Here is a 24087-nt window from a genome sequence, read left to right on the forward strand (position 1 = left end):
GCGACGCCTGGGCCCGCAATTTACCTCGGATGAGTGAGAGACCGGGCGAATGACCTGATCGAACGGACGCATGGGGAGTGAGGATGCCAAGATGAGATCGATTCCGGGCGATTACCCGTAGTGGGGTGATTGTGGCGTGGTCGAGAACGGGGGCACCAATGCGTGTGGAGCTACAGGTCAGTGGTGGCGAGAACGAACTGCGCTCCCTTTACGCCTGGTTGGGTCGCGACCCCGGCTTGCGTGGCACGGCTCGCACGTCGTTGTCCGGGCGAGAACCTTCGCGGCTCGACGAGATGGGGTCTGTTCTCGATGTCATCCAGCTGATCACGGACAGCGGCTGGTCGGCAGCCTCACTGGCGGTAGCCGTGGCCGCGTGGCGAGGAACCAGGCCGAGGTCGCCGCAGATCACTGTGCGACGTGGAGCATCCGAAATCACGCTTACCGACATGAGTGAGGCTGAAGTCCAACGCTTGCTCGCATTCCTGGATCAAACGGGCGATCCTGGGCATGAATGCCAGGATCAACCGACGTGAACCTGCCCGATCCGCAGACGTCTCGAGCGGTCCTCATCGGTGTAGCCAGGTACGACGATCTCGACGACCTGCCCACGGTGGCGAACAATCTGAACGACCTCGCAGCGATGCTTGGGGGATCTCACTCGTGGGGATTGCCCGAAAGGAATCTACGGGTAATTGCGGATCCACCGACGGGTAAACCGATCGTAGATGTCGTCCGAGAGGCGGCGCGGGAAGCTACGGACACCCTGCTCGTCTACTACGCGGGCCACGGCCTCCTGGAAAGCGATACAGGCGAATTGTTCCTGTCCTTGCCGGAGTCGATACAGGGTGAGGGCTACACCGGCCTGGAGTATCGGCATCTGCGTAAAGCGCTCTTGGAATCCCGGGCTGTGCGCCGTGTCGTCATCTTGGATTGCTGTTACGGCGGCAGGGCCTTGGGCAGCATGGGGGATTCGCAGGGACTGGCGGAGCAGGCTGCCATCGAGGGAACGTTCGTCTTGACCGCCGCGCACGAGAACGTCCGGGCGATCGCTCCGCTCGACGAGCGACACACCGCCTTCACTGGGGCGTTGCTTAGCGTCGTCGAGGACGGGGTCCCCGGCGGTCCGGGCCTACTGGACTTGAACACCGTTTACTCGGCGACTCGTGAGCGTCTATTGGCCTCGGGCCGCCCCGAGCCGCAGAAGAGCGACCGCAACACGGCGGGGCGAATCGCCTTGGCGGTCAACAGAGCCCCTCACCCAGCCGATGTCGACGACATGAGGGCCTGGCCCAACGTGCGGGGCGAGACCTCGGCGTCGGGCTTTGTACGAAGGCTGGCCGAAGTCGGAGTCACGTGTGGCAGTAGCCCTCAGGTGATCAGCCGACGGACGCGGGGATGCCTCGCGGTCGACGACATCGCCACGTTGACCACACTGGAAACGCTGCCAACCTGGGCAGCGACGGCCGCCTACTTGGCGGCGTGTGATGTGCCTGCAGAACAGGTAACCGCGTGGCGAGAGACGTGGCTGGTGTTGCGTTCCCAAGTCCCAACGGGCGAGACCGTTCGTTATACCAGGCGGACTCGCACCGGAAGCATGATTGCATTGGTATTGTTTTTACTCGTGGGGTTCGGGCTGATCGCGCGCTACCTGGCAATGGGCAGTTTCGACTTCGCAAATGCGCGGCCCACTCGGCTGGTCGACGGCCGGGCCGAAGCTGTTCCCTTGAAATTACCGCGACGCTTGGCTTTCCCGCTTATTGGCGCGCTGGCAGGCTGTATCTTGATTGGCATCAAGGTATTCGTGCAAAAGTATGATCTTTCCGTCGACAGGGATGAGATCGTACTCGCACGCGGTCCCGGAGCGTTCTACCGTCACTCTTGGCACACCATCACGCACGCCCGGATTGTATGGTGTGCGAGCATCCTGGGGCGAAGACGCGGGCGATACTTCCTTGTCCTAAACTTCGAGTCCGAGGTTCACGAGAAGACCTATTGGTTTCCGCGCCGAGCGTTCCTGTCGCGCAAGCTCGGCGGAGTCGTCGCCGCCGACTTGACCAAACTGGATTGCGCCCCTGCAGAACTGAAAAGTGCCTTGGCCCTCTTCGGTGGAAAAAAGCTCGTTGCAGCTGGCGACGCGTCGGCTCGGATGCAAGGCGAACCTCATTTTGAGACGAATCCTTCCGCCGCCGCACCGGCCATTGATCGTACGGTGCCAAAAACGCCACTGATGGCTCTCACTTTCCTGCTCCTCGTCATGGCTTTTACCCCTTCGGTGACTCTCCTGACGCGCGTCTCCCTTGAGCGCTACCACTGGCCGAATCTTTTGGCTGTCGCCCTTTGGACTTATCTCCTACTGCTTCCCGCCCTGCCCGTGCTGGGCGCGTTGAGGAGCCCTGTCAGGCTTAGAATCGACGAAAAAGGCGTTCGGTACGAGCGAGCAGGTGAAACCCACCACTGGGATTGGGCAGAGATCACTCGCGTGGGAGTTATCTCATGGAGAGATGCGGAGCCCGCGACCGGTTTGCTATTTCTGCAAATTGATCACAGATCGACGGTTGCTACGCGGCCTCATCGATTCTGGGTGTTCCCGCGACGCCTGTCGTGCGCGAACGAGATCGTGGTTTGTGAACTATTCTCGTTGGGCCTGCGCCGCGTCGAGTTGGAACGGGCGCTTGGGTACTTCGGTCGCCGGGCATGGGATCCTGGCGCCAATCCCGAACGAGGCATTATTCGCGACGACATCGAAGAACTCCACGTCGAAGGAAGAACGTTCGGGTACCGCAGATATGGTGCGATCCTGCTAAGTTTTGTTCTCTGGCTCGTCGTCTGCTGCTTGGCCAGTGACCCCCTGCCCCCCAGTTATGTCTTTCCGGCGTGGTTCATGATCGTGGCCGTCTATTCGCTCCTTCTGTTCCTGCTGTTGGCAATGATCGTGTCCGAAGAAGCGTTCGCGGTGCGTGTCGATCGCAACGCACTGGCCCTGAGTGTTCGCGGACGTGGCGTGCGCATCCCTTGGAACCAAATTCGAGACTTTCACTGGCGGAGCGTGGATCCCGCGCGCCCGGCGCACCGCGAACTCGTTCTCTTGGTCGATGAGCGGGTCATTCCGAATAGGCGATTGCTTCGACACTGCGGCATCCGGCGCACCGGCAGGGTGCTATGTCTCGTTTTGGTCGCATCGCGAAGTTGTTACTTTCCTGTTTCGACCTCACGTCTTGAGCGCGCACTCAGTCGTTTCTCCCCTGAAAACTACCTGGTCGAGGATGAAGGCGAGATGAACCGATCGAATTACGCATAGCAGGATGATGGTCGAACGTGGACGCCTCAACTGGCGTGTCCGGCCTGCGGGAGATCAGGAAAATGGGTGCTGCATTCCGACTGGATCTTGAAATTCCGCCCGATTGGAACGACGACCAACGCCCTCGGTCGGGTGGCCTGCTCCTCGATGAGTTTGATGGCTGGCGGTTGTCGCTGCGGCCGTCTTACGCGACGTCGATCGCCTCTGGGTTCAAGACGCGCGTCGCGCGGGGTGTTCCGTTGGGATGTCTATCCGATTCGGTAGGGGTCGCGTGCGCAGATCACGGTTCGCGAGTCCAGGTAGTCCAAGAGGAGCGATTGCAGGTCAGGGGTTAGTCCAACGACGTGTTTCCTTGTTGGTACCAACGCCAACCCGCCTCCTTTGAGAATACCGCGGTGAAACAGCGCGTCCAGCCTGCGTGCCTCGAACAGACGGCCGTCGGGAGACAATACGGCGCTGTGCTCGTTGGAGCCGTTCTCGGGTGTGAACGTCGCCAGTTGCCACGCTTTGCCGACCGACTCGAAAACCCTCATCAACTGCCTCTTGCCGCTGAACAGTCCAACGCGTTCTTCGCGGGTGTCGACGTGCAGGAACAGCGATTCCAGTTTCCGCCTGGACAGGCGTCCTGCCATGTCGCCCGCGAAGGCAGCAAGCTCGGGAGCCATCTGAACTCCCCGGCGGGAGTCGATGCCCCAGTGCCTGAGACGTTCCCGTTCTTCCGCGAACCTGATCTGTTCGATTTCACGCCCTTGCCTTCGGGCGTCGTCAACCGGACCCATGTTCCACACTCCCGCGTGCCTAGTTCTCAGCACGCTAGTCCGCGACCGGACGTCTCGACCGACGAATGGCGAAGAGTCGGTGCATGTTCCGGGGGGGCTCGTACCAGTGCCCTCGGAACTGGCGGGCATCGTCCCGCTGTGTCAGTTGATGTCGTGGCGGTCCCAGCCCGGGGGGACTTTGGGGAGGCTGATGAGGACGTCGAGGCCGAGGTGTTCGGCGAGCATGGCTTTGAGGCCGCGGCCGTCGATGAGTTCGATGCGGCCGTGGCGTTGGACGAAGTCGCGGCTGGCCTTGCCGAACCACGAGGTGGTGACGAGGATCGCCTTGCCGGCGTTCTTGTCCTCCATGACGCCGGCGAGTGCGTGGGCCGCCTCCAGGCCGACGACTTTGCTGTAGCGCTTGGCCTGGATGACGCAGGTGAAGCTCATGAGCGGGTCCTCGACCACGGCGACGGCGTCGACGCCTTCGTCCTTGGACTGCTGGGTGACCCACGCCTTCATGCCCGCGGCCTCGAAGAGTCGGCGGATCAGGTGTTCGAACTCTCCGGGGGTGAGGGTGAGGAGGTCGTGGCGGGCGTCCATGCGCGCGACGACGTCGACTTCCTCGACGAACTTGTAGCGGGACAGGTCGAACTGAATTACCGGGCGCACGGCTTCGAGGTCGAAGGGATGCGGGGACACGATCGCGTTGAGTCCGCGCAGGCACAGGACGGGGTCCAGTTCCGGTTCGTCCAACTCCAGTTCCTCGAACCTGTCGCGAGGTGCCTCGACGCTGATCAGGCACGGGCGGATCGGTTTGCCGGTGGCTCGGTCCTTCGCGGATACGTGTCCGTTGAAGACGACCGTGTCGACCAACTGTGGAGGCGTGGTGCGGAACGACTGATCGAGGATCCGTAACGCGGTCCGGGCGACCAGGCGACCGTAGATGGCCTTGACCTCCACTTCCTTGCGGGGCTGAGGGACGATCTCGTCGCGGGCCTTCACGTATCGATACGCCGAAGCGGTGGGAACCACGCTCTGCCGGGGAAGCTCGAACTCCACCACGAGTTGGCGCTGCTCGGGGGCATAGGTGGCACGGCACCGCTCGGGCTCGCCCGTCTCGTGGATCGGATGGGCGAGGACCTCGCACACCGACCGCGCCAAATCCTCCGGCCCGCCGAGGTCGAAGTTGCGGCCGACCGCCAGTCGGTGATCAGTGAGGTTCAGGTACCGGCGGGCCAACAACGTGTCGAATCCGGCGACTCGGGCCGCGGCCTGTCGAGTCGACTCGTCCGCCAGGCTCGTCATCCGTTCCACGGCCAGACGTTGTGCCTCCTTGGTCGTCTCGGCCGAGGCCCGTTGCCTGTCTCGTTCGCGTGCGGCCTCCCGACGCTCTGCCTCTTGGCGGATGCGCGCGAGTTCCTGCTTGGCTTTTTGTTCGGCGGCGTCGATTCGCTTCTGCTCGCGGCGTCGTTCGGCCTCCTCCCGCACGCGCTTACGGTCCGCGGCGGCTTGCTTCTGCTGCTTTGCCTTGGCCCGTTGCAGTTCCGCCCTGGCCTGCCGGTCGAACTCGGCCGCCAAGCGGGCCTCCTCGGCGGCGATGCGGCGTTGTTCCTGCTCGTGGACCTTCTGGCGCTGTTGATACGCACCGAGCAACTGAGACGTGATCGACTTACGACGAGCCATGAGTCCCCACCTCTGCCTCGACCGCCGTCGCCCAGCGGCCTCCCGTCACCTCGTGTCAAGGCTAGACAAAGCGACCGACATGGGAGGAGAGGTGTGGAGAAATCCCGTCCTGACGGCAGGCCTGCTCCTTGTTGGGTGGCCCTCGCTCGAGCCGGTACCGGAACGTGGACGCAGGGCTCCGTGTTGAAGGCGGGAGATCACTCTCACCGGGGCTGGTAGGGCCGGCGGTCGCGGAGGATGGCCCATAGGACGTCGACGCGGCGGCGGGCGAGGGCGAGGACGGCCTGGGTGTGGCGCTTGCCTTCGGTTCGTTTGCGGTCGTAGTCGGTTTTCGAGGCGGGGCAGCCGATGCTGATGCGTGCGGATTGGAAGAAGACGCGTTGTAGGGGTCGGTTGTAGTTGTGGGGGCGGCGGCGTACGCCCGATACCCGGCCGCTGTCGTGTGGTATCGGGGCGAGGCCCGCGCAGGCGGCGAGGCTTCCGGCGTTGGCGAAGCGGGTGAGGTCGCCGCCGGTGGCGGCGACGAAGTGGGCGCCCAGGACGTCGCCGATGCCGGGCATGCTGGTGATCAACGCGGCGTCGGGATGGGCGTGGAACCGTGTGGTGATCCGGTGTTCGATCTCGCGGACGCGCCGTTGCAACGCGAGGGCCTCGTGGGCGAGTTCGGTGATCAGGGCCGCCGTGGGTTCTTCTCCTGGGACGATCACGTGTTGACGGTGGGCGGCGGTCAGTGCGCGTTCCGCCAGTGCTTCCGCGCGGGGGATGTGTCGCCGTCGCAGCCACGCTGCCAAACGGCGCGTGCCCATCCTTCGTAGGGCCGTCGGTGTGGGGTAGTGGCCCAGCAGGATCAGCGGTCCCTGTAGGCGGACTTCGAGTGCCCGGTCGAGGGCCGGTGCGATGGTGCCGAGGTGGCTTCGGATGCGGTTGTAGACGCGTGTGCGGTCGCAGACCAGGTCGACGCGGCGCGCGGTCAGCAGCGCGAGGTCGACCGCGATCGCGTCCGGTGGGGACAAGGTTCGCAGGTCCCGGCGCACTCTGGCCTGGTCGGCGAGGATCGCCGCGTCACGGGCGTCGGACTTGCCCTCACCGGGATAGGAGCCCGCGGCACTGTGCATGAATCGCCCGGGGAGGTAGACGAGTTGTTGACCTTGGTGGTGGAGCAACGTCCGCAGCAGGTCGGCCGGGCCGTCCGGCAGGTCCACGGCCCAGACGGGATCGACGCCCAACGCCGTCAGGTCAGCGATCAACGCCCGCAGGTCGGCCTCGTCATTGGCCAACCGACGTGACAGCAACACATTTCCGCGTTCGTCGATCGCGACGCAGTGATGGTGAGTCCCGCCGATGTCCACTCCGACCCAGATCCCGGCCACCACGCACCTCCCCTCCCAGGAAGAAGTACCGAGGGGGCTCCGCGAGGGTGGCCGCCCGCGTATCCGCACCGGCGATCCGATCCACACATCCCAATCGGCGATGAGGCCACCCGCCGAACACTTCGGACGGTCCTATCGCGCAAAGCCATCACAGCGACACGTGCGTGCAAGCCATACCCGAAGCACGGAACCCGATCGCCACGCTACGAACCGAGCTTCGGGTTCGTCACCACCACGACGGCGCGACCACCCGAAAGGTTGAGCCCGCGCCCCCGTAACGACGTGGTGCGCCCCGGAAGAGCTCTGGGGCGCACCACGGAAACCTCCGACCAGTGCACGCATTTGCGCGCGCGGCGCGTGCACGGCCGTTCCGGCACTCGCCGACATTCGGCGGTATCGGGCACCGACTTCGGGGTGTCAGACGGATTCAAAACGGGACACAGCGTCCCTCTGTGGTACCTCCCGTCACCATGCCATCGGCACTTACAAAGCAGGGGTCGACAGTTCGAGTCTGTCTGTGCCCACCCGAAACGAAGCCCAGGTCAGCCCGCTGACTTGGGCTTTTTCATGTCCCGGGCCGATGCCCACGCCGAGCGGAAGGCCGCGTGGGGTGGCGTGCGTGCGCGGTGGTCTGCGGTCGCCCTTGCGAAGACGGGGGCGGCCGGGTTCGTTACGTCCTTCGCATGTGGGTGTCGGCGCTTGCGCCGGCCAGTGCACCGGTGACGCTCTTGTGGGGGAGGCACGCGGCCCCATGTCGAGTCATGAGATGGAGAGACAATGAGATTGCTCGGAAAATTCGCTGCGTGTGCCGTCGCGGGGTAGCGGCTCTTGCCGGCGTCACCGTCACGGCTTCAAGTGCTTCCGCCACGTCCGCCGCCACCGCTCCAGGCATTTCTTCTCCCGCTCTCGCATCGGTCGCGGTACTCGCGGAGAGCCCCTGCCCCTACAGCTCGGGCCACCCGAACCTCTACTACACCGACACCGGCTCGGCCGTCAGGCACGCGCAGTGCCTGATCAACCTCTACGGCTACGGGATCGCCGAGGACGGCATCTACGGGGCCAGTACGCGTACTGCCGTCAAGAGTCTTCAGAGTCGGTGCGGGATCACCGTGGACGGCATGGTCGGCGCGAACACATGGAACTGCCTGCACCCGGATAAGAGCCCCAATCCGCGCTGAGATCGTTCAACGGAAAGGCGCGTGGCGGTGAGTGGGAGATGTGCGCGAACGGACCGACCTGACCGGCTCGTTCCGTCGGCCGCAGTCGTCATCGCACGGATCGACGCCGCCCGCAGGGCCGGGCCGTGCTCCACGCCGGCACCGCCGGGCTGACCGGACCCGTCCCGGACGACCCGACCGTTCCGGTCGGTGTCCTGGTACCCGCCCAGGCGTAGCTGTCCCACCCATTGCCGGTGCGCCGAGACCACCCCGGTCTCGGTGCACTGTGCTGCTGTCCCGGGTGCGAGTGCTCGAACAGGTCCTACGGGCCTACAGGTTCCGCCGGAGTGTCCCGCCCTTGTGCGCGGACAGGTTGGCCGAGATGACGTGGATCGGGGTGCCGTTCGGCCGTGCCGCGCGGATCGATCTGAGCGGGGTCAGGGTGTCGGCGGCGCCCGGGGTGGCTGGTGCGAGCCGGCCGAAGCCGGCTGTGGGGCGGAAGCCGAACGGCCGAACCCGTCCGACGCGAAGACGCGGTCAGGGAAGCGGTGCGGGACGATTCGAGGCGCCGTTTGTGCTCGAGGGCGGTGAAGGTTCGATTCGGTGATCGGATTCGGGCGCGGGGTCGTTGGGCGGGTTATGCCGCTGCGAATGTGGTCATGAGGATCAGGCTTGTGCCGCTGCGTCTTGCGCGGCGCAGTGATGGGGGGATGCGTACTCGGGTCGTGGCGGCTGTTGATCGGGCTCGGGCCGGCCACGGGTGGGGGTTGTGGTGGGGGGCTTCGAGGTCGGCCCAGATGGTTTTGCCGGCTCGGTGTGTGCGGATGCCCCAGCGGGTGGTGATCGTGTCGAGGATGTGCAGGCCGAAGCCGCCCTCGTGTTGGGGGCCGGTGTTGCGGTGGGTCGGGGGGTGGGGGTTGGTGTCGGTGACCGACAGGCGCACTCCGCGCATGGTGCGGCGTATGGCCAGGCCGATGGGGCCGTCGGTGTGCAGACGCGCGTTGGTCGACAGCTCCGACACGACCAGGACGGCCGTCGCGATGTGGTCCTCGTCCCAGCCCCAGCCGGCGAGTGCGGTTCGCGCCTCGTCCCGGGCCCGCGCGGCCGCGCCGGTCTGCCGTGGCACCCGCCACCGGAAGAGGGAACGGTGAAGTCGAGTCATGACCTGACCTTCCTCCGGGGCAAGAGGCAAGAGGCAAGAGGCAAGGGACATGGGCGGACGGCGGACGGCGGACGGCACTTCGGCTCGGCGCCGGCGCGCCGACCGCTCGTATGGGCCGCGCCCGCACGCCTGCCCCCTGATCGGCGACTCAAGCCTCGGCCGGCCGCGAGGATCGGCGCGAGTTCGGCTCGGCGGATCGGGGGCAGGGATAGGTGGCTCCCCAAGGCGTGGACGACCTCGCCCACCACCGGAACCTGCACCACCGGTCGACGACGAGGGACGAACCGCGACCGCCCCCGTGCGGGCCACGTCCGCCGCCTCGGGGATGGTCGTACGGGTTCCCGCCGTCCTGGTGGGTGACTTCACGGGGGCAGACGAGACGAGGCACATGTCCGAACGAACAGCCGTACCCCAAGCCCGGCCGACGAAGGGGTCGTCGGCGGTGGAGGCGGACCGGATCGCGGCGGTGCGTCGCTACGACACCCTCGACACTCTCCCCGACGGCGCGTACGACCGGGTGGCGGCCCTCGCGGCACGGTTGTTCGACGTGCCCGTCGCGACCGTGACGATAGTCGACACCGATCGCATCCGATTCAAGGCCGTACACGGCCTGCTCGGCGTCACCGAGATCGGCCGCGACCCGGGCCTGTGCGACTCGGCGGTGCTGAGCGACGAGACGCTGATCATCCCGGACACGCTGGTGGATCCCGTCGCGTGCTCGAACCCGTTGGTGGCCGGACCCATGGGGGTGCGGTTCTACGCCGGCGCCCCGATCGTCACCGCCGACGGGCACCGGCTCGGCACCGTCAACATCCTCGACACCCGCCCGCGCCGCGTCGACGCCGCCGACGCGGCCACCCTCGCGGACCTGGCCGCGATAGTGCGCGACCAGCTGGAGTTGCGGTTGTCCGCGCTGAACACCGTCCGGGCCGAGCAGGAACGGCACCGGATCGAGCAGGACCGGCGCCGCGCGGAGGAGCAGGCGCGGCGGCGCGCGGAGCGGGACCGGGCCGCCATCGCCGCGTTCGCCTCCACGCTGCAACGGACCCTGATACCGCCGCTGTTGCCGGCGGTACCCGGCCTGGAGTTGGCCTGCCACTACCAGACGGCCTCGCCGCAGGAGGTGGGCGGCGACTTCTACGACGTCTTCCCGCTCGGCGCCCGGCGATGGGCGTTCTTCCTCGGCGACGTGTGCGGCAAGGGCGCCGAGGCCGCCACGGTCACCTCGCTGACCCGCTACACCCTGCGCGCCGCCGCCCTGATCGACGCCGACCCCACCGCCGCGCTCAGCGCGCTCAACACCGCCCTGCTGCTGGACGCCTCGGTGGGCACCCGATTCTGCACCGCGATCTTCGGCATGCTCGACCCGCACACCGACGGCGGATTCACCGTCACGTTGGCTACCGGCGGCCATCCTCCCGCCTACCACCTCAGCCCCGACCCGGGCGCAGGTGTCCGGGTGGAGACGGTACGGGCCGAGGGCGGCATGCTCGTCGGCGCGTTCGCCGAGGCCACGTTCGCCTCCCGCACCCTGCATCTGGCCCACGGCCAGGGCCTGCTCCTGTACACCGACGGACTCACCGAGGCCCGTACCGCCGCAGGCGCCAGACTCGACCAGGAGGGCCTGACCGCCTTCCTGGCCCTGCGCCCCGGCCCCCTTACCGCCGGGACCCTCGTCGAGGACACCGTCGCTCTCCTGGGCACGCTGCCCGACGCCGACCGCGACGACGTCGCCCTGCTCGCCCTGTCCGTCCCGGCCCGCGACACCGCGACGGCCCCGAGCATCAGCGCGACGGTCCACGGCACGACCCCCACCGCCGCCACCCTCATCGGGCCGCAGCGCCGACACCGATGAACCGCCGGGATTGTGCCGGTCACCTCTTTGTTTCCCGAGTCGTCACAGGTGTAGGTGGGCGTGGTCAGGGGGCGTGGGAGGTGGTTGTGCTTGGACGTGTACGAGGCCGTGGCGACTCGGCGTGCGGTGCGCGGTTTCACCGGCGATCCGGTTCCGCGGGAGGTGCTGGAACGAGTGCTGTCCGCCGCGTCCCGGGCGCCTTCCGGGGCCAATCTTCAGCCCTGGAACACCTACGTGCTCGCCGGTTCCGCATTGGATCGGCTCAAGAAGCGCACCGCCGAGCGAGTGGCCGCGGGTGATCCCGGAGACGCGCGGGAGTACGAGATGTACCCGCCCGAACTGGGCGCGCCCTACCGCGAGCGGCGGTCCGCGGCTGCCGAGCAGCGCTACGGCGCGCTCGGCATTTCGCGTCGGGACACGCGGGCACGCGCACAGGCCGTGACCGCGAACTGGGACTGCTTCGGGGCGCCCGCCGCGCTCTTCTGCTTCATCGACCGCGAGATGGGATCCGCCCAGTGGGCCGATCTCGGCATGTATCTCCAGACGGTCATGCTGCTGCTTCGCGCGGAGGGACTGCACAGTTGCCCGCAGATGGCATGGTCGGTGTATCGGGCGACCGTCGCGGAGGTCGTGTCACCCCCGGAGGGGCTGATTCTCTACTGCGGCATGTCGATCGGCTTCGAGGACCCGACCACGCGTCCCTTCCGCACGGACCGGGCCCCGATCACCGAGACGACGACCTTCATGACGGACTGATCCCCTTTGGACGCGGCCCTATCACTGGTACGCCGGGTGGCCGTCGCGGGTGTTCGAGGAGCCGGGTACGGCGTTTCGGGAGATCCCGTTGTCCGTGATGGCCCATGCTCCGGCGTTCGAGGACGACGTGGTCATGGGTGACGACGATCGACCGCAGGCGTGCTTGGAGCGGTCAGGGATTCGATGTGGGTTGTGCCGCTGTCGGTGAGGACCTCGGTGAGGGTTTGGGCCGGGCGGATCGGGGTGAAGGTGGTTTCGCCGGTCGGGGTGGTGCGGTAGCCGTGGATGGCCGGGCGGGGGAGCGAGTTGTAGGAGAAGTGGGTGGACAGGGAGTAGGCGCCCGTGTCGTGGAGGGCGAGGATGTCGCCCGGTTCGAGTACGGGCAGGTCGCGGGCGATCGCCGAGAGGTCGCCGGCGAAGCACAGCGGGCCCGCGATGTCGTGGGGTTCGGTCGGGCCGGACTTCGGCCGGCCCTTCGCGTCGAACGCGTCGATGCGGATCGGCCACGCCTCGGGCATCGACATGGCGCGGGTGAGGATCTGGCCGCCCGCGTGGGTGACGGCGATGCGGCGGCCGCCGGTGGTCTTGGTGTATTCGACGATCGACGCGACGGTGCCGTTCTTGGCGAAGATCGAGCGGCCGAACTCGGTGATCAGGTCATAGCGGCCGTCGAACAGGGTCGGTACGGCCCGGCGCAGCTCGGCGACGTAGTCGGCGAAGGTCGGCGTGTCGGTGTCGTCGGCGAAGTTCACCGGCAGGCCGCCGCCGATGTCCAGACCGGTGACCCGGCGCTGCCCCACCTCGGCGTTCACCCGCTCGGCCAGCGCGTGGGCCGCCGCCACACCCTCGGCCATCAGCGACAACGGGCAGCCCAGCGAGCCGACATGGGTGTGGATCCGGGTCAGCCACGGGTGGCGGACGAACGCCTGTACGACCGCCTCGGTCGCGCCCTCGTCGCGCAGCGCCACGCCGAACTTCGACGTCGCCGTGGCTGTACTCGTGGAGTCCACCGAACCGCGCCCCACCTGGGGATTGACCCGGATCCCGAGCGGCGCGGGCGCGGGCGCGCCGGCGAGCAGGGCGTCGACGCGGTCCAGTTCCTGGAAGTTGTCCACGTTGAGCGCGATGCCGTGGGCGAGGGCGAACTCCAGCTCCGCGACGGTCTTGATCGGGCTGTCGTACACGATGCGCTCGGGCGGGAAGCCGGCCGCCAGTGCCAACCGCAGCTCGCCGGGTGAGGCGACCTCGCAGTCCATCCCCGCGTCCGCCATCAGCCGCATCACCGGGGCGAGGGCGCACGCCTTGGCCGCGAAGGCGTGCCGGACCGGGGCCGGGGCGAAGGCCGCGTGCAACTCGGCGACCGTGCCGAGCAGGCCGTCCACATCCAGCAGCCCGACCAGCGGTTCGGCCGCGCCCAGCAGCCCCTGCCGCACGGCCGCCGCCACCGCCGCGTCCCGGGCCGTGCGCCGCCGCCGAGCCGCATCGGAAGTCGTCTCCACCGGATCTCCTGTCGCTGGTCGCTCGTCACTCGCCGCGCGCCCACGCCCACCTCGCGGGCACCTCCGTCACGAGGGAGGGCATTGCCGGCGCCGCCCTGCCGGACGCCCACAGGCCCAGCATTCCCACCCCGGCCGCGCCGAACATCGTCGAGTGCGACGAACCGTCGGCTCGACGTTGTGGCGGGCGACGACCGCGTCCCGCGTCTTCTCCGCTCGTTTCGGCGGCGCGGCTCCGCGGCGGCCCGCATCGGCCCGCCCCGCGCGACCCACCCGCGCGGGCGGATCCGGTGCCCCGTTCGCGTCATCATTCGGTTGCGTCGTGTGGTTGCCCGGCGTGACCCTCGTTACTACCGTGTTTGTTGAGTCTTCAAGGGACTCGACGTCACGCCGCGATTCTCGGCCGCGGCCGGACCGTTCAGCGCCGCCCCGCCCCGTCGGCCCCCGACCCGCCCCGCCCGGTCGGCACCGCACCCGCGCCCGCGCAGCCCCCGTACCCCGCTGCGCCCGCACGCCCCCGCGCACTTCCCGCAACTCCGTCCTCATCGGTCCAACTCCGTCCCCATCCGTCCCCACCGGTCTCCGGGCCCGTCCTCGCCCGGAGCGCAAGGAGAGTTCGATGACCTCCATATCGGGCACGCCCACCGCCTCCGCCACGTCCCCCGACCTCCTCGACTACCTGGTGATCGGCGCCGGCCCCGCCGGGCTCCAGATCGCGCAGTTACTCCAGGCCGCCGGGCACGGGTACCGGGTCCTGGAGAGTGGCCGCACTCCCGGCACCTTCTTCCGCACCTTCCCGCGGCACCGCAAACTGATCTCCATCAACAAGGTGTACAACGGCACCGACGATCCCGAACTGAACATGCGGATGGACTGGAATTCACTCCTGTCCCCGGATCCCGAGCTGTTGTTCACCCGGTACAGCAAGCGCTACTTCCCGCACGCCGACGACCTCGTGCGCTATCTGGCCGACTTCGCCGCCGTATTCGACCTGGACATCGCCTACGACACCCGGGTCGAGCGGATCGGGCGCCGCACCGACGGCGGATTCACCGTGACCGACCAACGGGGGATGCGACACGACGCCCGGCGACTGATCGTGGCGACCGGACTGACCCGGCCCAACACCCCGAATATCCCGGGCATCGAGACCGCCGACGACTACTCGACGGTGTCCGTGGACCCGGAGGACTTCGTCGACCAACGGGTCCTGATCCTCGGCAAGGGCAACTCCGCGCTGGAGACCGCGGACAACCTCCTGGAGACCGCGGCGGTGATCCACGTGGCCGGGCCGCACTCCATCCGGCTCGCCTGGAACACCCACTTCGTCGGACACCTGCGCGCGATCAACGCCAACTTCCTCGACACCTACCAACTCAAGCTGCGCAACGCCGTGTTGGACGGCCGCGTGTTGTCCGTGGACAAGGGCGGCGACGCGGGGCGCTACCGGGTGCGGTTCGCGTTCTCGCGTGCCGACGAGGTGGTCAAGGAACTCCACTACGACCGGGTCCTGGTCTGTACGGGCTTCCGCTTCGACGCCTCGATCTTCGACCCGGACTGCCGCCCCGAACTCGTCATCGACGACCGGTTCGCCGCCCTGTCCCCGGCCTACGAGTCGGTGAACGTGCCCGGTCTGTACTTCGCCGGCACCCTGATGCAGCAGCGCGACTTCAAGAAGTCCACCGGAGGCTTCATCCACGGCTTCCGCTACGCCGTCCGTGCGCTGAGCCACATCCTCGACGAGCGGTACCACCAACGTCCCTGGCCGCAGCGGACGTTGCCGGCCACGCCCGTGGCGCTCGCGGATGCCGTGGTGGCCCGGGTCAATCGCAGCTCGGCGCTGTGGCAGCAGTTCGGCGTGATCGGGGACCTGATCGTGGTCGACCACGACGGGCGGGCGCACTACCGCGAGGAGGTGCCGGTCGACTACGCGCACGAGAGCCGATCGCCCGACGGCGGCGACTACTTCACCATCACCCTCGAGTACGGGCCCGACCACGACAAGGTCGACCCGTTCGACATCACCGTGCGCCGCACCGCGCAGAACTCGGTGGACGGTTCCATCGACGCCGCCTATCTGCACCCGGTGATCCGGCACTTCCGCGACGGTGAGTTGTCGGCCACGCACAACATGACGGAGAACCTGGAGAACGAGTGGGACCATCCGCAGGTCCACCACGCCCCACTCGTGGCCTTCCTCGCCCGCGAACTGGACCGGCGGCCGAGCCCGGCCGGGCGGTGAGCGGGGTGCGGTTCACCGTGTACGACTTCGAGGAGGCCGCGCGCGCCCGACTGGATCCCGTATACGCCGACTTCATCGCGGGTGGAGCGCGCGACGAGATCACCGTACGGGCCAACGAGGCGGCCTTCGCCCGACTGCAACTGCTGCCCCGGGTGCTGCGCGGCTGCGGCGAACGGGACCTGTGCGTAAGCCTGTTCGGCGGTCGCGCACGCCTGCCGATCCTGCTCTCGCCGACCGCCTTCCACAAACTGGTCGATCCGGAGGGAGAGGCGGCCACCGCCCGGGCGGCGGCCGCCGCCGGGGCGATCATGATCGTCTCCATGGCGTCCACGGTGGCGGTGGGCGAGGTCGCCGACGCGGCCCGCGCCGCCGCCGAGCCCGGCCAGGCGCCGCCGCTGTGGTTCCAGCTCTACGTCCAACCCGACCCGGGGATCACCGAGGCGCTGGTACGCCGGGCCGAGGAGGCCGGCTGTACCGCCCTCGTGGTCACCGTCGACTCGCCGGTGCTCGGCGCGGGCGAACGCAACCGGCGCAACGGCTTCCACGACCTGCCGCCGGGGATGCGCTGCGAGAACCTGGTGGATCTGCGGGACGGCGAGCGCGGGCACGTACGGCAGATCGCGATGTCCCCGGAGTTCTCCTGGGAACACGTCGATCGATTAAGGCGGTTCACCGATCTGCCGGTCCTGCTCAAGGGTGTGCTGCATCCCGAGGACGCGCGGCTCGCGGTTCGGCACGGTGTCGACGGACTGCTGCTGTCCAACCACGGCGGTCGGCAACTCGACACCGTGCCATCGACGTTGGAGCTGCTGCCCGAGCTGGTCGCGGCGGTGTCGGGGCGTATCCCGATCGTGCTGGACGGTGGGATCCGAAGGGGCACCGACGTGGTCAAGGCGCTGGCGCTCGGCGCGGTCGCCGTAGGCATCGGCCGACCGGTGATGTGGGCGCTGGCCGAGGGCGGCGAGAAGGGCGTACGACGGCTGCTGCACCTGATGCGGGACGAACTCGACGACGCGCTGGCCCTGTGCGGCGCTTCCGGACTCGCCGATCTGACGCCCGACCTGGTCCGGGTGCCGGGGTGGGGATCCGCGCCCGGTCCCACCGTGACGCCAGGGGCGGACACCCGATTCGGCGGAGTGGTCGCATGAGCGCCGTCGGTTGGTCGATCGTCGGCGCGGTCGTGCTCGCGGTGGCGGTGCTGCCCTACTGGCTGCCGGGGATCGTGGTCGCGCTGCGCGTCCGCATCTTCGCCCGGGCGGGCGGTGCGGACGGTGTGCGCGCGCCCGGACCCGAGGTGTCCGCCGAGGAGTTCAAGCGGGTGTACGGGCATCCGGCGGCGGACGGCCGCAGTCGTGGCGCCGCCCTGTCCGACCTGTTCTGGTACTGGCTGGCCCCAGGCCCGGAGGTGCACCAGGAACACCTGGAACCCGGGCCCCGCTACGACGACGTGGCCAGGACCACCCGACGGATCCTGGCGGGCATCTCCCGGGAGCAGTGGACCGAACTGGTCGGCCGCTGCACGCGCAATGTCCTCGACGAACTGAGCGGTGTCGATCCGACGCCCGGCGGGCCACGCGAACACCCGCGCGCCGCAAGGACCTTGCACGTGCGCCTGCGCGACCTGATGATGCCCGTCTGGGCCGAGGTCTACTACGAGGTGGTCTTCCGCGAGCCCTGCCCGCGTCACGTACGAAACCTGATCACCGACCACGCGAACGACGTGGTCGACTCGATCAAGTGCCTGGGCCTTCGGCACATGGACCGGCGGGCCCGGCTCACCGACCACCTGCGGGCCCGGCTCGCCGACGACCCGCCGCCCGGGCCGCTGCCGGAATCGCTGGACCGGCGGGAGCAGGCGTACTACCTCCAGGGCACGTTCTTCAACACCGCCGTGGTGCAGATGTCGGAGGCGTCCGCCCACCTGCTGCTGGCCCTGGCCACACACCGCGACGTGCAGACCCGCCTCCAGGCGCCCGGCTCGGACCCGGACCACCTGGACCGGATCATCGACGAGACGCTGCTGCACTTCCCGCTCTTCGGCGTGGCGCACCGGATCACCTCGCGAGAGATCCCCCGGGAGGGACGCGAGCCCATCCCGACCGGTTCGGTACTGCTGTTCAACTACCCCGAGTACCAGGGCTCCCAGGGCCTCGCCTTCGACCCCGATCGGTGGTCGCGCCCGGACACCCGGCCCGCCGAGTACATTCCGTTCGGCGTCACCGCCAACCGCCCGTGCCCGGCCCGCGGCTTCGCCCTGCTCACCCTGCGGGTCGCGGCCGAGGAGACGCTGCGCCGCTTTCGGCTCGACTCCTCGGCGCAGCACACCCGTTCCCTGCCCAACCGAGGACCCTGCCTGCTCGTTCCGCGCCCCGATCCGGCCGCCGCGAACCCGCGCCGGCCCCGGGTCCGGCTCGCGGTGATGCGCCTCACGGACCGATGGGCCGCCGTCCCGCGCAGCCTCACCCAACTCGTGCTCAGCGCCTACATGGTTCATGACGCCCGCCGACGGGGGTTGTGCCGCGCCTACTTCGGCGCCTCGCCCGCCGGTCCCGCGTCCGCCGGTCCCGCGCCTTCCGTTCCCGCCGGCCGATGAGAGGGGCGAGGCGATGACTCCGTCGGAACTCGCGCCCGTGTTCTTCCTGGCCGTCGTGGTGATCCTGCTGACGTGTCGGCTGGTCGTCCTCGTGGTGGGCCGATTCGGGCAGCCACCCGTGGTCGGCGAGATGATCGCCGGGGTGCTGCTCGGCCCCTCCCTGTTCGGGCTGGTCGCCCCCGGCGCCTCCGCCGAGGTGTTCCCGCCCGAGCTGAAGCCGGTGTTGTACGTGGCCGGCCAAATCGGCCTGGTGGCGCTGATGTTCGCCACCGGGTACGAATTCCGGGCGCACGCCGGGCGCGGACTGGCCGGCACCGCGGTCGCGGTCTCCGCCGCCGGGGTGGTGATCCCGCTGGTCCTGGGCATGGGGCTGACCCTGGCGGCGTACGGGCACGTGGGCATCTTCGTCGACGGGGTGTCGGTCTGGGTCACGGCGGCCTTCGTCGGAGTCGCCCTGGCGATCACCGCGTTTCCGATGCTGGCCCGGATCATCACCGAACGCGGCCTGTCCGGGACCCGGTTCGGGTCCCTCGCGCTGGCCTCCGGGGCCACCGACGACGCCCTCGCCTGGATCATGCTGGCGGGGGTGCTGGGCGGGGCGTCCGGCGAGGTGCGACCGGTCGTCAAGACGATCGGCGGCTCCCTGCTGTTCGTCGTGGTGCTGTTCCTGCTGGGACGCCTGCTGCTCCGGTGGATCGTGGAGCGTCCGGGTCTCGGCGACGACACACGGCTCCTGCTCGTCGTCGTGGTGCTGTTCTGCGCCGCGTGGTTCACCGACGTGATCGACCTCTACGCGGTGTTCGGCGCGTTCTGCGTCGGGATGGCCATGCCGCGCGGAGAGAACTCGGAGCGGCTGGTGCGGTCCACCCAGTCCGTGACCCAGGTGGTGTTCGTACCGATGTTCTTCACCTACTCCGGTCTGAACACCCGATTCGACGTGTTCGCCGACCCGTCGGTGATGGTGTTCGGGGCGACGGCGGTGGTCGTCGCGGTGGTCGGCAAGTTCGGTGGCTGTTGGGCCGCCGCACGGCTGCGCGGGGAGCCACGGCCGGTGGCCGTCCGGGTCGGTGTGCTGATGAACGCTCGGGGGCTGATGCAGTTGATCGCGCTCAACATCGGGCTTGCGGCGGGCATTGTCGGTGACGAATTGTTCGCCGCGTTGGTCCTGGTCGCCCTGATCACCACGGTCATGACGGTTCCGCTGTTGGGCCTGTTCGATCGGCGCGAGGCGGGCGCGAGGTCGCACGCGCGGGCGGGTCGGGAGGAGGAGGTGGTGGCGTCGGGTTGAGTGACCGGTGCGTGTGGCTCCGGTGGATCGCAACGCGGCGCGGCAGCGGGGGAGTTCGTAGCGGGGGCGCGGCCCGGCGGGAGTGCCGGGCCGTGCCCTGTGCGGGTGGTGGTGGTGGCGTTTGTGTCGTCGCATGGGGACGGCCTCGCCGGGGCGGAGGGCGGCGGCCCTTGCGACGTGTGTGCGTGCGGTGATGGTGGAGGATCAGCGTTTTGCGATGCTTCGGGCGCCGGGTCTGGCGTCGGTACGGCGGCCGAGGAAATGTGCCACCGCCGCGCCCAGGCCGGCGAGGCCGCCGGTGGCCTTGGGTCTGCGGGCGAATCCGGTGAGGCGGCTCTTCCGATCGAGCGGGGCCGGGGGTTCGGCTCGTTTGCTCCGGTTGACGCGCGTAACCTCCCGCTCGGGCTTGCCGGCCGGATCGGTGCCTGGGGGGCCGGGTGGTGCGGCGGGGGGCGCCGGGGAGCGGGCCGAGGTGTCGAGTGTGGGTGTGGGTGTGGGTGTGGGTGTGCCGAGGGTTTCCATGCCGCCCAGGACGGTGCTTTCCCGGATCGCGGTCAACCGGGCCGCGCGTTCGGCCAACGCCCGTGCGTGTAGTTCGAGCAGGAGTCCCTGCGGAAGCTCGAACAGGCGCTCGTAGGCGACCAGGAGCGGTTCGCCGGGCATGCGTCGGGCCTTCTCGAAGTCGGCGAACGCACTGTGCGAGCTGTATCCGAGACATCGGGCGAGGGCCCGGAGGGAGAGTCCGCGCTCCAGGCGCAGGCGGTACAGGGTCAGCCCCAACTCCCGGTGGCACGAGCCGATCGGCCGGGAGGCCGGGGGTTCGGCGCCCGCCGGCTCCTCGGGTCGCGGCGCGGCCGTCATCTCGCGGTTCCTTCACAACGAGGTAAGTGCGACATCTGGTGGTTCCTCCTTGGGGTGAAGGTGGTGCCTCCGGTGCGCTTGACGCCCTGTCCTGTCCCGTCGAGCCGTGGTGGTCGTCGAACCGGGCCGGCGGAGATCGGAGGGGGTGGATCTCCGCACACGACGTGCCGAACCTCGACATGGGAAAACGTGGTGCTCGGGAAGGGGTTCGGGTCGCCACTGAGCATATCCAGCACCGATCGCAGGCATTCCGGCCCGCACATAACGGCGAATCCGGCCGCGATGGCTGATTGTTGCCGGTGCCCGACGGGCCGGATGGCCGATGCGGGCGCGTATCGGGGCTGTACTCGATCTGTACCCAATATGTTCGCGGACGCGAAAATCCCCGCCGGAGTGGCCGCATGACGGTCCGTCGGCTTCGTCGGGTGCGCCGAGGGGGCGGTGGCGGGTGCCGTCCCGCGCCCTCGGCGACGGGTCGGTCAGGCCGTGATCGGTTCGGGTGTACGGGAGTTGGGGGTGGCGCGCAGCCGGTCGGCGATGTCGCGGGCGTGGCGGATCGTGTCGGCTCGGGCGTCGACGAGGCACTGGCGGGCGAACGGACGCAGGTCCGCAAGGGCGGGACTGACGTCGGCGGCGGTGAGTTCGGCCGTGGCGGCGACCACGTCCAACCCCCAGACGTCGCCGAGGATGCGGTTCAGGTACGGCGTGGCGTGGTCCCAGCCGGCGCGCGGGGTGCCGGGAGCGTAGCCGCCGCCCCGGGCCTGGACGAGCAGGGCCGGGCGGCCGGACACGATCGGGCGGCTGACGTCGGCGGCGCGGTGGTCGGTGATGATCAGGTCGATCCAGGTCTTGACCTGCTGGGGGACGCCGAAGTTGTACATCGGCACGGCGAGGATGAAGGCGTCGGCGGACAGGAACTCGTCTGCCAGCTCCGTGCCGAGCGCGGTCGCCGCGCGTTGTTCCCGGGTACGGGCGTGCTCCGGCGTCGTTCGGCTCGCCTCGGCGATCGGCCAGACCGGGGGCAGGGGATGACGACCCAGGTCGCGCCGGACGAACTCGGCGTCCGGGAACGCCCGGGTCCACTCGGCCTCGGCGAGGTCGGCGAGGGATCGGCTGATCGAGCCTTCGACGCGGATGGCGGCGTCGAGACGGAAGAACTTCACGGGGGCTCCTGGGGTGTCGGGGTGGGGCATCGGGATGTCGGGGTGGTGTCGGGCCGGGACCGGGCCGGTGTCGGGGCGTGCGGGAGCGCGCCGGGGCGGCCCGGCGTGGGGGGCGGGATCTCGGGTTTTCGGGCTCGGGCCGTGCCGTGCTGCGCGCCGCCCGGGTGCCGCGAGGGGCCGATGGGTCGGCGGTAAAGTCGGCTGTTGTCTCCTCCATCGATCGGCATCGTGCTCGGTAGCGGCTCTTCTCCTCTCTGACTGATGCCTGATCGGAAAGGTGACCATGAACGCAAGCGAGGCCCTGGCCGAGCGCTTCGAGGCGCATCGTGAGCACCTGCGCACGGTCGCCTATCGCATGCTCGGCTCGCTGGACGACGCCGACGACGCCGTGCAGGCGGCCTGGTTGCGGGTCGACCGGGCCGGGATCGACGGCGTCGAGAACCTGGGCGGGTGGCTGACCACGGTCACCGCGCGGGTGTGTCTCGACATGTTGCGGATCCGTCGGACCCGGGGCGAGGAACCGTTGACGGCGGCGCCGGAGGCGGTCCTGGAGCGGCCGGGTGGGCCCGAACCCGAACACGAGGCGGTGCTGGCCGAATCCGTGGGTCTGGCCATGCTGGTCGTACTCGGCCGGCTGACCCCCGCCGAGCGGGTCGCGTTCGTCCTGCACGACATGTTCGCCGTGCCGTTCGCCGAGATCGCGCCGGTGGTGGGACGTACGCCGGTGGCGAGCAAGAAGCTGGCCAGCCGGGCGCGCGAGCGGGTACGCGGGCGGGCCGTGCTCGACGAGGTCGACCTGGCCCGGCACTACACCGTGGTGGACGCGTTCCTGGCCGCCTCGCGCGGCGGCGATCTGGACACGCTGGTCGAGCTGCTCGCGCCGGACGTGGTGCGCCGCGTCGACCCGTTCGCGGTGCCGAGTGGGGTGGCCGGCGAGGTCCGCGGTGCGCGGGCGGTGGCCGAGGAGACCCGGTTGTTCGCCCACCGGGCCCGGTTGGGCGCGGTCGCGCTCGTGGACGAGCGGCCCGGCATCGTGATCGCGCCGGGTGGGCGACTGTTCGCGGTACTGCGGCTGAGCTTCGCGGACGGGCGGATCACCGACATCGAGGTGATCGCGGAGCCGGCGCGGTTGGCCGGGATGCCGTTGGGGGCGGGGCGGATGGACGGCTGAGCCGCCGACCTCGGGGTGTGGTGTACCGCCCGGCCCGCACGTGGGGCCGGGCGGCACGAGCCGAAATGCGGAGGCGGTGACCAGGGAAACCCATGGGAACGCCGAGAACGGCGCGCGGGAGTCGGCGGCCCGGGAGTTCGAGGCGCATCGCCCTCGGCTGTTCGCGGTCGGGTATCGGCTGCTCGGGTCGGCGAGCGAGGCCGAGGACGCGGTACAGGACGCGTACCTTCGCGGACGGAGCGACCACGACGCCGTGCGCGAGCCCGCCGCGTGGCTGACGAAGGTGTTGACCGACATCTGCCTGAACCGACTCTCCTCGGCCCGAGCGCGTCGCGAACTCTACGTCGGCCCGTGGTTGCCGGAACCGGCTCGGACCGACCGGGGCGACTACGTACTCGGCGTGCTGGAGACCGCCGAGCAGCGCGAGTCGGTCTCGCTCGCGATGCTCACCCTGATGGAGGAGTTGACCCCCGCCGAGCGGGCCGTGTTCGTGCTGCGCGGGCCGTTCGGACACAGCCACCGCGAGATCGCCGACATCCTCGACGTACGCGAGGAACACTCGCGCCAACCCCACCGCCGCGCCCGGCTGCGCCTCGGCGAGCCGCGCGGGCGGTATCCGGTCGACGCCGGTTCCCGGTGGCGAGCGCTCACGCCCAGGTGGAATCGCGTCGCAGTCGGCCCGGCCCGTCCAGCCACGGCCTTGTCCTACCCGCTCGACCGACTCGATCCGGCACCGCCCGGCTCGACCCGGCCCCAGCTGCTCGACCGACTGGCCCGGTCCCCGGCCCGGCCCGGCCCCGCCCGGCTTCGGTGGCCGACCGGGTGGCTTGCGTTCGTTTCCGTGTCCGGCCTTGCCTGCGCGCCGCAGCGGGCCCGACGCAGGCCCCCGCCCCGTAGACGGCGTCATCCGTCCGGGCGCCGTTGGCGGGCGGGGGTGGGTGGGGTGGGCTTAGCGTGTTGCGTGGGTCACAGGAGTTTGGGGTGGGGTGTAACGCGGGTTGTTGGCTGACGGGGCGTCAGGAGGCTTGATTGCAGGGGGGCTTGGGACCTGATAGGGCGTCAAGTGAGATGTGACGGTGCGTCAGAAGCCTTTGTTTCAGCGGTAGTTGATCGCGTCAGGAGTCGTGGCTTCGAGGTGAACGGGGTTAGTGTCGGTCGGGTTGCCACGCTCGAGAAGCGACCCGGTCGGCCAGGGGCCGGGCCCGCGACACCTCCCCGGGAGCCAATCGCA

At 69.1% G+C, this 24087-nt stretch carries 18 protein-coding genes; 11 read left to right on the forward strand and 7 right to left on the reverse strand.

The window, feature by feature from the left end; genetic code table 11:
* Positions 1-158: 158 nt before the first annotated feature.
* Positions 159-533, forward strand: a complete 375-nt coding sequence (locus ACMXN5_RS23035; RefSeq protein WP_439676778.1) for an effector-associated constant component EACC1 — start codon at positions 159-161, stop codon at positions 531-533.
* Entirely contained in the window at positions 530-3298 is a 2769-nt protein-coding gene (locus ACMXN5_RS23040) for a caspase family protein (RefSeq protein WP_439676779.1), read from the forward strand. Before ACMXN5_RS23035 ends, ACMXN5_RS23040 begins: the two co-directional genes overlap by 4 nt.
* A gap of 248 nt (positions 3299-3546) precedes the next feature.
* Here ACMXN5_RS23040 and ACMXN5_RS23045 read toward each other — a convergent pair whose 3' ends face one another.
* The 3 genes from ACMXN5_RS23045 to ACMXN5_RS23055 all read right to left on the reverse strand — a co-directional run bounded on the left by ACMXN5_RS23045 (position 3547) and on the right by ACMXN5_RS23055 (position 7115).
* Positions 3547-4077 (reverse strand): hypothetical protein, encoded by a 531-nt coding sequence (locus ACMXN5_RS23045; protein ID WP_439676780.1) that lies wholly within the window; start codon positions 4075-4077, stop codon positions 3547-3549.
* A 141-nt stretch (positions 4078-4218) separates the two neighbouring features.
* Entirely contained in the window at positions 4219-5742 is a 1524-nt protein-coding gene (locus tag ACMXN5_RS23050; protein ID WP_439676781.1) for a restriction endonuclease, read from the reverse strand.
* Between the two features lie 203 nt (positions 5743-5945).
* Positions 5946-7115 (reverse strand): IS110 family transposase, encoded by a 1170-nt coding sequence (locus tag ACMXN5_RS23055; RefSeq protein WP_439676782.1) that lies wholly within the window; start codon positions 7113-7115, stop codon positions 5946-5948.
* Between the two features lie 800 nt (positions 7116-7915).
* Here ACMXN5_RS23055 and ACMXN5_RS23060 point away from each other — a divergent pair.
* A complete protein-coding gene (locus tag ACMXN5_RS23060; protein WP_439676783.1) occupies positions 7916-8290 on the forward strand; it encodes a peptidoglycan-binding domain-containing protein in 375 nt (124 codons plus the stop codon).
* Between the two features lie 616 nt (positions 8291-8906).
* Here ACMXN5_RS23060 and ACMXN5_RS23065 read toward each other — a convergent pair.
* The gene (locus ACMXN5_RS23065; RefSeq protein ID WP_439676784.1) at positions 8907-9431 is read right to left on the reverse strand and encodes an ATP-binding protein; all 525 of its coding nucleotides are present in this window, start codon (positions 9429-9431) and stop codon (positions 8907-8909) included.
* A gap of 388 nt (positions 9432-9819) precedes the next feature.
* On the opposite strand from ACMXN5_RS23065, the gene ACMXN5_RS23070 reads away from it, so the two are divergent.
* Positions 9820-11286: a PP2C family protein-serine/threonine phosphatase gene (locus ACMXN5_RS23070; protein ID WP_439676785.1), complete on the forward strand. Its 1467-nt coding sequence runs from the start codon at positions 9820-9822 to the stop codon at positions 11284-11286.
* A 90-nt stretch (positions 11287-11376) separates the two neighbouring features.
* Positions 11377-12042, forward strand: coding sequence for a nitroreductase family protein (locus ACMXN5_RS23075; RefSeq protein ID WP_439676786.1), 666 nt, complete (start codon positions 11377-11379; stop codon positions 12040-12042).
* Between the two features lie 131 nt (positions 12043-12173).
* Here ACMXN5_RS23075 and ACMXN5_RS23080 read toward each other — a convergent pair whose 3' ends face one another.
* Positions 12174-13541 (reverse strand): diaminopimelate decarboxylase, encoded by a 1368-nt coding sequence (locus ACMXN5_RS23080; RefSeq protein ID WP_439676787.1) that lies wholly within the window; start codon positions 13539-13541, stop codon positions 12174-12176.
* A 616-nt stretch (positions 13542-14157) separates the two neighbouring features.
* On the opposite strand from ACMXN5_RS23080, the gene ACMXN5_RS23085 reads away from it, so the two are divergent.
* Genes ACMXN5_RS23085 through ACMXN5_RS23100 form a run of 4 tightly spaced genes read left to right on the forward strand, consistent with a single transcriptional unit; the run spans position 14158 to position 19661 of the window.
* Positions 14158-15780, forward strand: a complete 1623-nt coding sequence (locus tag ACMXN5_RS23085; RefSeq protein WP_439676788.1) for an NAD(P)-binding domain-containing protein — start codon at positions 14158-14160, stop codon at positions 15778-15780.
* Between the two features lie 5 nt (positions 15781-15785).
* Entirely contained in the window at positions 15786-16928 is a 1143-nt protein-coding gene (locus ACMXN5_RS23090) for an alpha-hydroxy acid oxidase (protein WP_439676789.1), read from the forward strand.
* Positions 16925-18373 carry a cytochrome P450 gene (locus ACMXN5_RS23095; RefSeq protein WP_439676790.1) on the forward strand — a complete coding sequence of 483 codons (1449 nt, stop codon included), beginning with the start codon at positions 16925-16927 and terminating at the stop codon, positions 18371-18373. Before ACMXN5_RS23090 ends, ACMXN5_RS23095 begins: the two co-directional genes overlap by 4 nt.
* A 13-nt stretch (positions 18374-18386) precedes the next feature.
* Positions 18387-19661 (forward strand): cation:proton antiporter, encoded by a 1275-nt coding sequence (locus ACMXN5_RS23100; RefSeq protein WP_395788189.1) that lies wholly within the window; start codon positions 18387-18389, stop codon positions 19659-19661.
* Positions 19662-19865: 204 nt separating this feature from the next.
* Here the strand turns inward: ACMXN5_RS23100 and ACMXN5_RS23105 are convergent, their stop codons facing one another.
* Positions 19866-20522, reverse strand: a complete 657-nt coding sequence (locus tag ACMXN5_RS23105; protein ID WP_439676791.1) for a helix-turn-helix domain-containing protein — start codon at positions 20520-20522, stop codon at positions 19866-19868.
* Positions 20523-21001: 479 nt separating this feature from the next.
* Positions 21002-21685, reverse strand: a complete 684-nt coding sequence (locus ACMXN5_RS23110; RefSeq protein WP_439676792.1) for an FMN-dependent NADH-azoreductase — start codon at positions 21683-21685, stop codon at positions 21002-21004.
* A gap of 283 nt (positions 21686-21968) precedes the next feature.
* On the opposite strand from ACMXN5_RS23110, the gene ACMXN5_RS23115 reads away from it, so the two are divergent.
* A complete protein-coding gene (locus ACMXN5_RS23115; RefSeq protein ID WP_439676793.1) occupies positions 21969-22856 on the forward strand; it encodes a sigma-70 family RNA polymerase sigma factor in 888 nt (295 codons plus the stop codon).
* A gap of 76 nt (positions 22857-22932) precedes the next feature.
* On the forward strand, positions 22933-23865 hold the full coding sequence (locus ACMXN5_RS23120) for a sigma-70 family RNA polymerase sigma factor (protein WP_439676794.1): 933 nt from the start codon (positions 22933-22935) through the stop codon (positions 23863-23865).
* The last annotated feature ends 222 nt before the right edge of the window (positions 23866-24087 follow it).

This window comes from Embleya australiensis, from assembly GCF_051903075.1.
Classification (GTDB): Bacteria; Actinomycetota; Actinomycetes; order Streptomycetales; family Streptomycetaceae; genus Embleya.